This is a genomic window from Arthrobacter sp. PAMC25284, from assembly GCF_019443425.1.
Classification (GTDB): domain Bacteria; phylum Actinomycetota; class Actinomycetes; order Actinomycetales; family Micrococcaceae; genus Arthrobacter; species Arthrobacter oryzae_A.
Genome location: NZ_CP080382.1, coordinates 3,695,885 through 3,707,785, shown reverse-complemented (window position 1 = coordinate 3,707,785; position 11,901 = coordinate 3,695,885). Strand labels below are relative to the sequence as shown.

Here is an 11,901-nt window from a genome sequence, read left to right as displayed (position 1 = left end):
TGGCTACTGGCCGACCTTGTCCATGGCCTGGTTGAACAGCGCCTCAAGCGCGGGGCCGGCGAGCGCCAGAAGCGCTGCGACCAGGACGGCCGACATCAGGGTGATCATTACCCAACCGGGCACATCGCCGCGCTCGGGGTGGGCCCTGCGCCGGGCCGGTTCCGCGGCGGCCTGCAGCCGCAGGCCGGAGGGCCGGATCAGCATGGTGAGTAGGCAAGCGAGCCAGGTGAGATGCATCCCGGTGGTCTTCATGGGTCCTCATTTCTTGTGACATCGACGGTTCGATTATTTGTTGCGGTTACAGTCCAAAGCTGATGGCGGCGAGTCCCGGAAACACGGCGAAGACGACGGTTAGCGGGAGCACCCCAAAGACGAGCGGCACCATCATGCCTATCTCTTTCCTTCCGGCGGCCTCCATAAGGTCCCGCTTCGCTGTGTCCCGAACATCCTGGGCCTGTGCCCTCAGGACGTCGGCCAGCGGAGTTCCGCGTTCTACGGCCACGATCAATCCGTCGACGAAACGCACGAGCGGCCCGAGATCCGTCCGGGCCGAGAACTCCTGCAATGCCTCGATCAACGGTTTGCCGGACCTGGTCTCTGTGAGGACCCGGGAGAATTCCGCCGGGAGCTCTCCGTGCGCGCTGCAGCAGACCCGGTCCAGGGCCCCCGTGGCGCTCTGTCCCGCACTGACGGCGAGCGCCATAAGCTCCGCGATGCTCGGGAACTCCGCCATCATGCGGGTCTCACGCTTCTTGATCCGGGCGCCGAGAACGTAGTCCCGCAGAAGGTATCCCCCGGCCGCACTGCCAAGAACAGCAGCTAACGCCATCACCGGACTGAATCGTCCGACGACTCCGCCCAGCACGACTACCAGCAGGGAAAGAATGAATCCGCCGGCGGCCCAGAGGATTTGTTCCGCCCGGAAGTCGGCCGTCGTTTGAACGCTCCCGGCCCGGGCAAGCCGTCGCGCCAATGCGGCTGAACCGGGGTTGATCCTGCCCAGTGAAGCTACGGCATCCCGGATCACGGGCCGGAGGATTGATTCAAGTGGTCCGAAGAGAGCGTTGTTTCCCGGCGCGGTACGCAGGAGCCGTGATTCCAGGTTTTGGGCTTTCAGCTGCGGTCCAATGCGTTCGACGAAGCTCACGGGCCGCATGAAGGGCAGACGCACGAGCAAGAGCCAGAGACCGGCGCCGAGAAGCACGCCGCAGACTGTTGCACTCGCCATGAGGCCTGTCATCGAAGTACCCGCTCCTCTTCCGGCAAAGCTCCGATGCGGAGCATGATCGAATAGGAGGCCAGCGAGACCGTCAGCCCGCCGAGAAGTACAGCAGCACCTCCGGGCGTGTTGTAGGCAGCGACGGCTTCGGGGCGGCTGGCCAAGAGCACCAGTACAATCCAAGGCGCAGCTACAGCCAGCCTGGCCGCGTTGACAGTCCACGATTGTCTGGCCTCGAGTTCGCTCCGGGTCCGGGCGCTCTCCCGCAGAAACTCCGCAAGAGTGCCCAGCAGGCGGCCGAGGTCTGAGCCCCCCACCTCACGGGTTAGGCGCAAGGCCTCGACAATCCTGTCACCCACTGGATCTGCCAGCCGCTGCTTGAGCAGGGTCAGCGCCGGATCAAATTGCCCGCCGGAACGGTAGTCAGAGCCGAAGTCGAGGAACACATGCCGGAGTTCTTCCGGCCCCTTCTCCCCCAGCTGGATCAGCGCCTCAGGCAGGGACAGCCCGGCTCTGATGGCAGACCTGAGATGGTCGACGACGTCGGGCCACAGCTGGCGCAGGAGAGTCACGCGCTTCCGGGCGCGCCACCGCACGATGGCCACCGGCAACCAGCCGCCAAACAGCCCGAAGCATCCGGAAATCGGCCACGACCGGGTCACAGCAAAGAAGACAAGCGTTGTGAACGCTGCCACCGCCAGACAGGAAGCCACCAATCCGGCTGCACCGACCCTTTCTATGCCGGCCGACCTCAACAGGTCCTCCAGCCGGCTCGTCCGGACCCTGGAGTCCGCCTTTGCCGGCTGCTCCCAGGCAGACCACCAGATGAGCAGCAACCCCACCCCGGCGAGTACCCCGACGATCGGCGCCACTAGTGCACCTCCAGCAACGCCGCGACGTCATACCCGGATCGCGCAAACTTCTCCGCGGCCGGCATCGAATTGACGTTCGGCTGCAAATGTCCGTCCGTGAGGGCAAAGATCATCGAAGATTCAATGATGCCGTTCTCCACCCGGCGGCCGAGGGCCAGGATCTCAGTGACCTGGCGGCGGCCGTTCGGGTGCCGGCTGCAGTGGACCACCAGGTCGATGCAGGATGCCACCGTCGGGACAACGAAGGCGCTGGATATGTTGTCGCCAGCCAGCAGCGGAAGCGTGCAAATCTTCGTCACCGCATCGTGAGCTGAGTTCGCATGGACGGTGCACATTCCGGGCAAGCCCGAATTAAGCGCGATCAGCATGTCCAGGCTCTCGGCTTCCCGGACCTCGCCGACGACCAGCCGGTCCGGCCGCATGCGCAAAGCCTCCTTGACGAGCCTGCGCAGCGGGATCGCGCCTTCGCCTTCGAGGTTCGGTTGCCGGCACTGCAGTCCCACCACATCGCGCAGCGGAAACTGCAGTTCAAAGATCTCCTCGACGGTGATGACGCGCTCACGGGTGCCGATGCTCGCCGCAAGGCAATTGAGCATGGTGGTTTTTCCGGCCTGGGTGGCACCTGATACGAGGATGTTCAGGCCACTGGCCACCGCGGCCCCGAGAAACCGGGCGGACTGCGCCGTCAGCGTTCCGAGCTCCACGAGATGCTCAAGCCGACTGGCCTTCACAACGAATTTACGGATGTTGACCGCCCAGTGGCGCCGGGTCACATCCGGGATGACCACGTGAAGGCGGGACCCATCCGGAAGCGCCGCATCCACAAAGGGGGAGGACATGTCCAGCCGCCGCCCCGACGACTTCAGCATACGTTCCACCAGATCGCGTACCTGCTGGTCGGTGAGCGATACCGAGGTCAGTTCCGACTCACCATTGCGCGCCACGTACACCTCATTCGGGGAAAAGATCCCTTATACGTTGTCCACGTGGCCTCTTGGTCATGAGAAGCCCCGGCAGGACTGGAATCCTCCGGGGCGTGGTTACCAGTGAATAGGACCGGCAACATGAACAACATTACAGCCCGCGCCGTGCAAAGCACAGTGCAATTCATCGTCTATACCCTGATGGTTTCGTGCTTCTTCCTGATCCCCTCCATTCTTGAGGGTCTGATCTTCGGCGCGACGGCATGAGCGCGCATAAGGCCGTTGCGTTCGAGCGCGGCACGTACGGGGACCAAGGCCAGTACAAGGGATACGCGGCGAGCTGCGAGACGTGCGGCGCCGTGACCTTCGGCGGGTTCCGCACCAAGACCGACGCTAAAGCGGCGCTACTCCACACTGAGCCCACAACGAGCCGCTGAGTCTGCTGCAGGTGCCCCGCGTACCTGCAGCTTGCTGAACGTCTCGTTCACGTGTTCCAGCCCCTCGACGTACTCAACCGGGCGCGGTAATACCCCTCTTCAAGCCCTGAACCGCCAGGGCTACTGTCCACAAAGCGCTAGTGGTCAGGTGCGCTCGAGCCTGCCCCGGAAACCGTGGCGGGCTACGGGCGTGGAATGCAGCAGACAAGGGGTGGGAGCGGCGGGAAATCGACGGGACGAGGGACTATGACAGCCAGTCCCTTAGGCCCGATTCATCCTTAGACCTGCTCCCCTCACCTGCTGGGGCGCACCAACCAATCAACGCCGGGGGCCTGGGGCCTTACGGTAAACCATCGCAAGAAAGAACGGTCTCACCATGAGCACAACACACGTCCAGCCCCTCTACACCGTCGACGACATGGCAGACATTTTCCATGTGACACGCACGGAGGTTTACAGCAACGTCCAAGCATGGCCGCACACTCTCATCGGCGCGAAAGTCCGCTTCACGCAGGAACACCTAGACAGCATCATCACACTCAACACCAAGACACCACGGAGCCGCTGCGCCTAGATACACGCCCTGAACCACAGCAAAAGGCCCGGCAGTCGCAATGACTGGCCGGGCCTTCTGTGTTCCATCGGGGGAATGAGGAATAATCCAACCCTACGCGCGTCCTGCCCCTGAACGATGCAGGACCGTCACAAACGGATCCAGGAACTCATAATCCGGTTCGATTTCCTCCCAAGGGGAACGCCGGATCGGTTCAGACAACAGATCATCCAAGAGTTTTCGTGTTGCTTCCACATCCAGTTTCACCATGTCCAGAACCGTAAAGGCAGGGGCGGACATCAAGAGCGCACTATGCTCATGTTCCATGAGCGAAACGAGACGGTGGTTCGAGTCCATCCAAGAAGAAATGGCCAAAGACTACTCTGATGCTCAGCTGACACACAAAGAGGACATCCAACGGTCAGGGCATGAAGGGGAATCGACCTGGGCTGACCTCTTGTCCAAGTGGTTGCCACCCGCATATGGCGTTGGACTTCGAAAGTACATTATTGGAAGCGACGATAAGGTAAAGCCATTCGAAACTGACATAGTCGTCTTTGAACCCGCCTACCCGCAGCACCTCCGTTATCGCGCCAAGGTACACGCGGGAGGGGTCGCGGCAGCGTTTTCTGTGAAGCTTACGGCCCGCAAGAGTCACTTCAAAGAGATTGCCGGATGGTCGAAGTCCCTCGCAGAGCTAAGCCACGTCGACAAAACAACAGTCGAGGGGCAACTCCTGTCCGGGATACCTACCGGGTTTCTTGCCCATTCACACGATTTGGGCCAAGAGCCAGTCACGGCGATGGCCGAGGGGTTCGATACAGTGGCGGACACAGCCAGCCACCCTCGGGACCTTGTAGATCTCGTGTGCGTAGCGAATGCTGGCACCTTGACCTGCAACCGAGCGTCGTACCTTCCTATGTCAAGCACCCTACCTGGTGGGGTGGACTTCACGATGTCTTCGTATTTGAGAATGTATGACGCGCAACAGTACGGCGCCGTAGCTCACTTCATTGTCTCTCTCTATCGCGTCTTGGGCAGGAATGACCCCTCCCTGCAAAAGCTCGCCGTCGAACTATCTCGGGTGACTGGGACGGGCGAGGGGCAAGGGACGATGCGCAAATGGGACCCGAAAGTCGTTTACGACGAAGGCTTCCTGAAGGACCGGTATCACCTGCTTTTCGATGATGGGCGTCCCCGCCATTACTAAGGGCTCCCAATACGTCACGAGGTAGGGCCATGCGCCTTTACCGCTCTGACCTGTGGTTAGATCAACGCATGGCAATTAAATTGGGGACAAAGCAGAAACTGGCCGGAGACACCCTTATCGGATTCGGGACAATGGTCTGCATTCTGGGTTTCGTTATCTACCTGCTCGCCGCATTTGGTGGCGGCACGCCGAACGGGTTGGTCCTCTTGGGCGGTGGCGTCCTAGGGCTCCTCATGATCTGCGCCGGCTACCTCAAGCGCATTGCTGTAGCGCTGACTGCCACGGCGACTGGGGCGGAAACTCCTGACAAGGTCAATCTCTAGACCTCTCCGAACCGCGTGGGGCCTGGAAAGTCAGATACTGCCAGTAGCGTTATGCTCGCCCGGTGTACGCCGGTCACTATCAAGCTAAGGGGAAGCATCATGAGTAACGACTACGCGACGGCTTGGGATGCGTTGGCTGAAGCCATTGGGGCAGCGAAAGGCCAAAGCGCGGGCAGTGTCACTGATCAGGATCACTTGAGCGTAGACCAGCGGCTCAAAGTCGCAGAAGTTGCGGCCCTGCTCTCCATCGCTCAGGAACTCTCCGCGTTGAACCCGCAGAACACAAGCTTCAGTGACGACGACGGAAATCAGGTAAACGGCTGGGGCATCATCACTAAAAAAGCACGTGAAGCCGGGAAGGCTTTCTAAGGCACAAGCGCCGGTGGATCGGACTGGTAGGGGTCAAGCCTGCTGCTTGACCCCTACCACCCAGTGGGCACTATCGATTGTGCTTCCCGAAGTCCTGCGGCCTGAAACTGCCGTCCAGGATCGCAGCCCAAACCGCCGGCCCCTCGCCCCACCCATAGAAAGTGCCGGCAACCGAAACCCGGTAACAGACACCGCCCTTGAACCACGCCCGGACCATGCCCCGCGGCGACTCCAAACGCTGCTGAGAAACACGGTCCGGGTTGTCGTCCACCGGCTCCGGGGGAAGCTCCAGAACGCGCCGTCTAGCCATGCCGCGCCACGCTGCTACGGTGAGCCGCCCAACGGTTGTTATTAGCCTTCTGAGACCTGATCTGAGCCACCGTCAACGGCTTCTCATCCTCATCAGACGGCAACGCCAGGGCATGCAAAGTCTTAGCCAAAGAATCCCGATGCTTGCGGATCTCGTCATAGACACGTGACACTACAGGCTGTCCCGTGCTGCCCTGCGTAATCAAATCGCCCTCTAACAACGCATTACGCAGGATTTCCAGCTCATCCGCCGTCCTGCAAGCCTCCAAAAGGAGCCGTAACTCCGGTGCCGTCAGTTCAAACACGCCTATCGTGTCGCGCCACATCTTCCGGCCAACATCCCGCAAATCCGCGGGCGGCCTAGGTTTTCCAACCATCAAAACTCCAATCAAAACTCATGAACGAAAACAAAAAACGAGGGGCTAAGGATCACCGCGTAATCCAGCGCTCTCACCGGCGGTCTAGATTTCTAATTTGGCCCGGTGGGCTCCGGTAGCCCCCACGCGCCTTTGCGTGTGCGTGTGGTGGTCAGTCGTATTGGTGGGCGCGTTTGCCTGCTGCTGATCGGTTGCAGCGGTTGGCATGCTCTGGCCCGCGGTACTGTGTGCGGTCGTCGTCATCGTGGCCGAGGTCAAATGGTTCGTTGGCTGGGATGAGTTCACGGCACCGCCAGCAGATGAGCGTCCCGGCCTGGTGTTCGGGGATGAACGCACGGCGCAAGGTCTGATGCTGCGTTCCGTATCCGCGTTCGGTGCTGGTCCCGCGTGCTTTGTCTGCTTCCCGGTTGTGTTTGGTGCACCAGCGTCCGGCTGCTGCTTCCGGGCATCCTGTTTTGCCGCAGATTCGTTTTGCTCGTGGCAATGCTTTCTCCTGGGGGTATGGCGAGGGCCGCGCTCCCGTTGTGGTGAGCGCGGCCCCCTGCTGTTGTGATGTTGGTTGTTAGCCGTGGTTGATGAGTGCGGCGCGTGCGCCTAGCTCGAAAGCGAGCGAGCTGCTGGCTTTGTGTTCGGCGATGCGTGCGGCTTCGGCTGCGGCCTGTTCCTTCGCGCTCTTGGTCTGTGCTGTGCGGGCGAGGGCGGCGGCTTCGGCGCGGGTGTTCAGGTGGAGCGTGTAGCCGGCTGTTGCGAGGTTGTGCAGTCCGTCGCCTACGCCGGTGTACTGTGCTTCGGCGTGCCAGAGTTCGGCCTGGTTGTGGTTGCCTCCGATGTAGTGGAGGTAGGCGTCTGCGTTGTCGCGTTCGATGTCGGCGATGATGGCGCGGGCGGTGCGAACCTGGCCCATGGTGTGTCGTGCGGCGTCGAGTCCGTGCCATGCGGTGACGGCTTCGGGGCCGGCGTTGAGGATCTGCTGTGGTGTGGCGCCGTCTTGGAAGTGTCGGGCTGCTGCGGTGAGTGTTGCGGCGGCTTCGTTGAACGGGGTGCGGAGGGCTTCTACGAGCTTGTCGGCGTGGTTGCGGAAGCCGTCGTAGTAGATGGTGGTGATGGCTGACTGGGTGCCTTCGGCTGCGGCGTGGATCCGTTCGGCGGCGACCAAGGCTAGGGCGGCTTCGATGAGTTTTGCACCAAGGTTTTTGGGGGTGATGGTCCCGGCGGCGATGGCGTCGTTGAGGTCGTCTGCGGTGGTGGGGTTCGTTGCTTCGATGGCGGCTTCTGCTAGTGCGGTTGCGGCCTGGCATTCCTTGGGGAGTGCGATGTCGAGGGCGGCGAAGGTGCGGTTGATGCGGCGGATGTAGTCAAACAAGGGGTGTCTCCTAGTGTTCGTGGCGCGCGACGGCGGCGGTAAGGGTGTCGATGAGGGCGTTGCTGTTGAGTGCGGGCGGTTCGCCTGGCATGGTTTCGGTGCTGGTGTCCGGTGCGTCGGGGCATTTGTGTGCGAAACCTTCGAGGGCTTCCTGGAGAAGGATCTTGGTCTGGCAATTACAGGGGTGCATGGACCGGGCTTTCGTGTTGTTCTACGGCGTCAGCGATAGCGTCGGCTATGCGGATGGCGTGGTCTGGGGTGAGTAGGGCGAGTAGTGCACGGTTGCGGAATATCGCTATGGCGGGTTCCCGTCCGTAGGGTCCGTCCATGTATGCGGCTTTTACGTAGGTCACGGCTGAGCCTTGGACGTTCATGTCGTACTTGTCCGGGCGCCCGACAAAGGGGTCGTGGATTGTGTATTTCATGCTGCGGTGGACCGGTAGACGCGACCGGTTGCGGGATCCTGGTGCAGGTTTGCCGGCTGCGTGGTGGTGGGCAGTCCGCCGATGGTGACGCCGTTGGCATCGACTTTGAGCCAGTGTGATCCGTCGCCTTGTACCCGTGCGGTGCCGTTTTCGACTTGGACTACTGAGGTGCCTTTGTAAACCTGGATGCTGGTTGCGTCGGTGAAGACTTGGGCGCCGTTGCTGAATACGAGGGCGCCGGATGCTACGGACGGATCCATGGTCATGCCGCCGGCCTTGACCTTGCCCGTAGTGACGTTGAGGTCGTTCTTTAGCGTGGTCACGCCCTCAACCGACAGTGTGCCGGTCGTTTTCATGGGTCCGTTGACGTTGAGGTTGCCCGCGACGGTCGTATTGCCGGTGAACGTGCTGGGGCCTGACTGGGTGAGCGTGCCGGTGAAAGCAATTGTTCCGTCTGCCTGTAGCGTGCCGGTGATTGTTGCGGTCCCGGTGACGTTCAGCCCACCGTTTTCAATCGTGATGACGCCGCCGTTATAGACCAGCAGGCCATCCCGCCCAATCGCGGAATTGTTCGTCGGTGTGGCGCGTTCGAGCTTATCCAGCCGGCGAAGAATCGCCGGTAGTTCGCTCTGCGTGAGGTTGTCGAGCTGTCCCAAGATGGTCTCCTGTTAGTTGCGAAATTGGCGGGGAAGAATGGCTTTGCATTCCGGTGTGTGGAAGGGCCGGCCTGTTGCCGGTGCTGGTGTTGTGGCGGTCCTGGTATCGGCCCCGCACCAACGACACGCGGTCACGGTTTGCCGGCTTCGAGGGCTTCGCAACGGGTTTTCCAGTAGTGGCAGTTGCGTTCCAGGTTTTCGCTGAGAAGCCGCCAATATTGGGCCTGAGCGGAGTAATCCCACTGCTCAACACGATTGGGCGAATAGGTGTATCCCAAGGTCATTTCCTTTTCTTGTCGGCCCGAGCGGCGGCGAGATTCCCAACGGGATCTTTCCGCTCGTATCGGTCTCTGTGGGTTTCGGGGGTCCGCCGGCTGGCTTCGAGCGCCTGGTGAAGCCGTTGAGCCAACCCCTTGTAATGGAGTGCCTGATACCGCCAGTAGGCGATGAGTTCGGCGTCGGTCATCGTGCCGGCTTCGGGGGCATGACGATGTTGTAACCGTTGTTCGGTCGCCCGTCGTGGCAGTGGGAGACGCGGTGCCCGATGTTCGCGTCACTGTCTTCGAGGGGCCATCCGTGGGTGTGTGTGCCGGGGCAGTACGGGCACCGGATCATTACGGTTCGGATCCCGCGGCGGTGATCGGTTTGGACGTCGGTTACGGGCGCGTCGGGGATGGTTCTAGGTGTCATGGTGTGGTCCTGGGTGTGTTTGGGGCGGGGCGCGTAGAGGGCGTCCATACGGCGTACAAGCTGAATGTGGAGGTCGGCCAGGTGTTGGAGGGCTTCGGGCCTCCGTCACAGCCGTTCACGCGCTTCGTAGAGGCTTACGCGGGCCTGTAGGGCCGCAAGCTTGGCTTCCAACGCAGCATTTTTAGCGTCGAGCTTGTTAATCAAAAATTGGCGAACGTTGGCGAGGTTCCGCCAGTTTTCTAGTGTGTTTCTGGGATCCATCACGGCGTTTCCTTTGACTGTGTCTGACTGTGTCCGACTGTGTCGGAAACACGGTTGAGTGTGTGTGTCTCCCCCCTTTTCTTTAGGGGAGACACAGTCACGCTGCGTTTTCATGGGTGAGTGTGTCGGTTGAATACGGTCCCGCGATCCTGTGGAGAGTCGCGCTGCGTGGTCCCGGTTCGGTCGTGATCTGCCCGCTAGTAATAAGTTCGGCTATGGACCTGCGCAACAGGTCCGCGCTGCCCTTCACAACTGCTTGCAAGGTGCGGAAGCTGGGTGGCGTGGGAGCGTCCCTAATGGCCTCCAGAACGGCGTCCATAGTTTCAGCGGTCCTACCCGTTCCCGTCGCGTCTGCGGGGTCCCTGGGCGGTACAAGCGTGTAACGAATGGTCTTCCGGTCAGACGAGTCAAGAATGGCGACTGCGGCCTCTTGGGTTCGGTCAGACTTGCGGAAGGGTCCGCCGTGCGGCCTAACCATTCCGGGGCGGTCCTTCCCGATACGCAACGAGATTTTCCCAACCATGCCCACGCCGCCCGGCTCGATCACTTCCACCGAATATGAAGCCCCGGTAAGGAAGCTCATCTTCGCCTGCGCGCCGATAGCGAACCGTCCACGGCCCTCGACGCTCTTGGTTACGTGGTCCACCAGTGCCACAGCGGCCCCGGTGCGGTCTGCGATCTGACGGGGCATCATGCGTCCCCAGGCAGTCACTTCGTCGTTGTCCACGGTGCTTACTCCGTAGACGGCGAAAGCCTCAGTCACGCCGTCGATAACAAACAGTGAGAACTTCTGCTGCATGAGCCGTTCCCACGCCGCCCGGTCCTGGGGCGTGGCGTTATGCGGGCCGTCTGGTCGGATGTAGGTAAGGTGCCGGCGGATCTTTTCGGGATCTGCCCCAAGCATCATGAGCCGGTTTACGACGGTTGCCTGATCGGATTCAAAGTCGGCTAACCCGACGTTGTGCCCGGCGTTGATTTCCTTAGCTATTTCGCCTTGTAAGACGAAAGACTTCATGGACTCCGATTCGCCGTTGAAGCTGTGAACCAAACCCGGATAAACGAGCGGTACGCCGTCAGTTCGCAGCATGAGCGTCGCCTCTGCGGGCTTGTAAGTACCATCTAGGACGCTGTCCAGGTTGATCCCGGCCCACGCGCTGTCATCGGTCGTCTGCGGCACTGTGGGTGCTTCTGTGGACCGCGCGTCGAACTGTGCTGAGGTTTCCCGCTCGTGCATCTCCAAGAGCATCTGTTCCTGCAGGTCTTCGAGTTCGGGATCCCAGCCGCTCACGCCGCGGCCTTCCTAGGGACGTAGGCGGTGCCGGGGGTGCTGCGTGACTTTTCGACGTCGATCCAACTACCTGCGGCCTTGGCACGCTTTCTGTTGTCGCCTGCCTCTAATTCGAGTGCGAGCTGTATCCGTGCGGCGTTCTCTGCCAACTGCTGGGCGGTGCCCTGCCCTTCCAAGTGCCCGCGGAGGTAGAACTCCATGCACTGGGGGCACGGGGCGGCGTTCAATTCGCGGCTCCGCTGGCAAGCAGGGTCGCTATGACGTTCTGCTGGTGTGCGGTGAATGCTGGCCATTCGGCTAGAACGGAGTCGATGTACGCGGCGCGGCTAGCTTGCGCTGTCTGTACAGCATCCGGTAGGTTTGATGCATCGGCCTTGAATGAGCGCTTGGCTGTTGAGCGGTAAGCCATATGGGTTCCTCTACTGGGGGATCGTCGTCTTATCGAGCGAAACTCAGAACTGATTTACATGCCCGGACACTTCGTAAGAGTGTTCGGGCATCAGTCGTTGATTTCTATAGACATCCTAGTAGCGACCGCGGACGCTAATCGGCGTCACACCGGGCACCTAAGGCCCTAGCCCATTCTGGTTTTGTCCGGATTAGTTCGGACTGATTCGGGGCATTCC

At 61.1% G+C, this 11,901-nt stretch carries 20 protein-coding genes and 1 pseudogene; 6 read left to right on the top strand and 15 right to left on the bottom strand.

Features of this window, described 5'->3' with window-relative positions:
- Positions 1–3 precede the first annotated feature (3 nt).
- The 4 genes and pseudogenes from KY499_RS17130 to KY499_RS17115 all read right to left on the bottom strand — a co-directional run.
- Entirely contained in the window at positions 4–252 is a 249-nt protein-coding gene (locus KY499_RS17130) for a hypothetical protein (RefSeq protein WP_375141101.1), read from the bottom strand.
- 46 nt (positions 253–298) lie between these two features.
- The gene (locus KY499_RS17125) at positions 299–1,240 is read right to left on the bottom strand and encodes a type II secretion system F family protein (RefSeq protein ID WP_123254937.1); all 942 of its coding nucleotides are present in this window, start codon (positions 1,238–1,240) and stop codon (positions 299–301) included.
- Positions 1,237–2,091, bottom strand: coding sequence for a type II secretion system F family protein (locus tag KY499_RS17120; RefSeq protein ID WP_123254936.1), 855 nt, complete (start codon positions 2,089–2,091; stop codon positions 1,237–1,239). The genes KY499_RS17125 and KY499_RS17120 overlap by 4 nt, the downstream gene beginning before the upstream one ends.
- Positions 2,091–3,053, bottom strand: a pseudogene (locus tag KY499_RS17115) (CpaF family protein); the annotation flags it as partial. The gene KY499_RS17120 and the pseudogene KY499_RS17115, both read right to left, overlap by 1 nt.
- A 102-nt stretch (positions 3,054–3,155) precedes the next feature.
- Between KY499_RS17115 and KY499_RS18420 the strand changes: the two are divergent.
- The 3 genes from KY499_RS18420 (at position 3,156) to KY499_RS17105 (ending at position 4,025) form a co-directional block, all read left to right on the top strand.
- Positions 3,156–3,281 carry a hypothetical protein gene (locus KY499_RS18420; RefSeq protein WP_258190851.1) on the top strand — a complete coding sequence of 42 codons (126 nt, stop codon included), beginning with the start codon at positions 3,156–3,158 and terminating at the stop codon, positions 3,279–3,281.
- Entirely contained in the window at positions 3,278–3,451 is a 174-nt protein-coding gene (locus KY499_RS17110; RefSeq protein ID WP_219885919.1) for a hypothetical protein, read from the top strand. The genes KY499_RS18420 and KY499_RS17110 overlap by 4 nt, the downstream gene beginning before the upstream one ends.
- 376 nt (positions 3,452–3,827) lie before the next feature.
- Positions 3,828–4,025, top strand: a complete 198-nt coding sequence (locus tag KY499_RS17105) for a hypothetical protein (RefSeq protein WP_219885918.1) — start codon at positions 3,828–3,830, stop codon at positions 4,023–4,025.
- A gap of 93 nt (positions 4,026–4,118) precedes the next feature.
- Here KY499_RS17105 and KY499_RS17100 read toward each other — a convergent pair whose 3' ends face one another.
- Positions 4,119–4,361: a hypothetical protein gene (locus tag KY499_RS17100; protein ID WP_219885917.1), complete on the bottom strand. Its 243-nt coding sequence runs from the start codon at positions 4,359–4,361 to the stop codon at positions 4,119–4,121.
- Positions 4,362–4,371: 10 nt separating this feature from the next.
- Between KY499_RS17100 and KY499_RS17095 the strand changes: the two genes are divergently transcribed.
- The 3 genes from KY499_RS17095 to KY499_RS17085 all read left to right on the top strand — a co-directional run bounded on the left by KY499_RS17095 (position 4,372) and on the right by KY499_RS17085 (position 5,906).
- Positions 4,372–5,214, top strand: coding sequence for a DUF6602 domain-containing protein (locus KY499_RS17095; protein WP_219885916.1), 843 nt, complete (start codon positions 4,372–4,374; stop codon positions 5,212–5,214).
- Between the two features lie 68 nt (positions 5,215–5,282).
- Complete coding sequence (locus KY499_RS17090; RefSeq protein ID WP_219885915.1) at positions 5,283–5,537, top strand: hypothetical protein; 255 nt, start codon at positions 5,283–5,285, stop codon at positions 5,535–5,537.
- Positions 5,538–5,636: 99 nt separating this feature from the next.
- A complete protein-coding gene (locus KY499_RS17085) occupies positions 5,637–5,906 on the top strand; it encodes a hypothetical protein (protein ID WP_219885914.1) in 270 nt (89 codons plus the stop codon).
- A gap of 302 nt (positions 5,907–6,208) precedes the next feature.
- On the opposite strand, the gene KY499_RS17080 is transcribed toward KY499_RS17085, so the two are convergent.
- From KY499_RS17080 to KY499_RS17035, 10 genes are all read right to left on the bottom strand, one after another.
- Complete coding sequence (locus KY499_RS17080) at positions 6,209–6,520, bottom strand: hypothetical protein (RefSeq protein WP_219885913.1); 312 nt, start codon at positions 6,518–6,520, stop codon at positions 6,209–6,211.
- A gap of 223 nt (positions 6,521–6,743) precedes the next feature.
- The gene (locus KY499_RS17075; RefSeq protein ID WP_219885912.1) at positions 6,744–7,076 is read right to left on the bottom strand and encodes a hypothetical protein; all 333 of its coding nucleotides are present in this window, start codon (positions 7,074–7,076) and stop codon (positions 6,744–6,746) included.
- A gap of 78 nt (positions 7,077–7,154) precedes the next feature.
- Positions 7,155–7,955, bottom strand: coding sequence for a hypothetical protein (locus KY499_RS17070; protein WP_219885911.1), 801 nt, complete (start codon positions 7,953–7,955; stop codon positions 7,155–7,157).
- 10 nt (positions 7,956–7,965) lie between these two features.
- On the bottom strand, positions 7,966–8,145 hold the full coding sequence (locus KY499_RS17065) for a hypothetical protein (RefSeq protein ID WP_219885910.1): 180 nt from the start codon (positions 8,143–8,145) through the stop codon (positions 7,966–7,968).
- A complete protein-coding gene (locus KY499_RS17060) occupies positions 8,132–8,380 on the bottom strand; it encodes a hypothetical protein (protein WP_219885909.1) in 249 nt (82 codons plus the stop codon). The genes KY499_RS17065 and KY499_RS17060 overlap by 14 nt, the downstream gene beginning before the upstream one ends.
- Positions 8,377–9,036 carry a hypothetical protein gene (locus KY499_RS17055; RefSeq protein ID WP_219885908.1) on the bottom strand — a complete coding sequence of 220 codons (660 nt, stop codon included), beginning with the start codon at positions 9,034–9,036 and terminating at the stop codon, positions 8,377–8,379. Before KY499_RS17055 ends, KY499_RS17060 begins: the two co-directional genes overlap by 4 nt.
- 131 nt (positions 9,037–9,167) lie before the next feature.
- A complete protein-coding gene (locus KY499_RS17050) occupies positions 9,168–9,314 on the bottom strand; it encodes a hypothetical protein (RefSeq protein ID WP_219885907.1) in 147 nt (48 codons plus the stop codon).
- Positions 9,315–9,831: 517 nt separating this feature from the next.
- Entirely contained in the window at positions 9,832–9,990 is a 159-nt protein-coding gene (locus tag KY499_RS17045; RefSeq protein WP_219885906.1) for a hypothetical protein, read from the bottom strand.
- A gap of 94 nt (positions 9,991–10,084) precedes the next feature.
- Positions 10,085–11,275, bottom strand: a complete 1,191-nt coding sequence (locus tag KY499_RS17040; protein ID WP_219885905.1) for an AAA family ATPase — start codon at positions 11,273–11,275, stop codon at positions 10,085–10,087.
- Positions 11,272–11,502 (bottom strand): hypothetical protein, encoded by a 231-nt coding sequence (locus KY499_RS17035; RefSeq protein ID WP_219885904.1) that lies wholly within the window; start codon positions 11,500–11,502, stop codon positions 11,272–11,274. The genes KY499_RS17040 and KY499_RS17035 overlap by 4 nt, the downstream gene beginning before the upstream one ends.
- Positions 11,503–11,901: the final 399 nt, after the last annotated feature.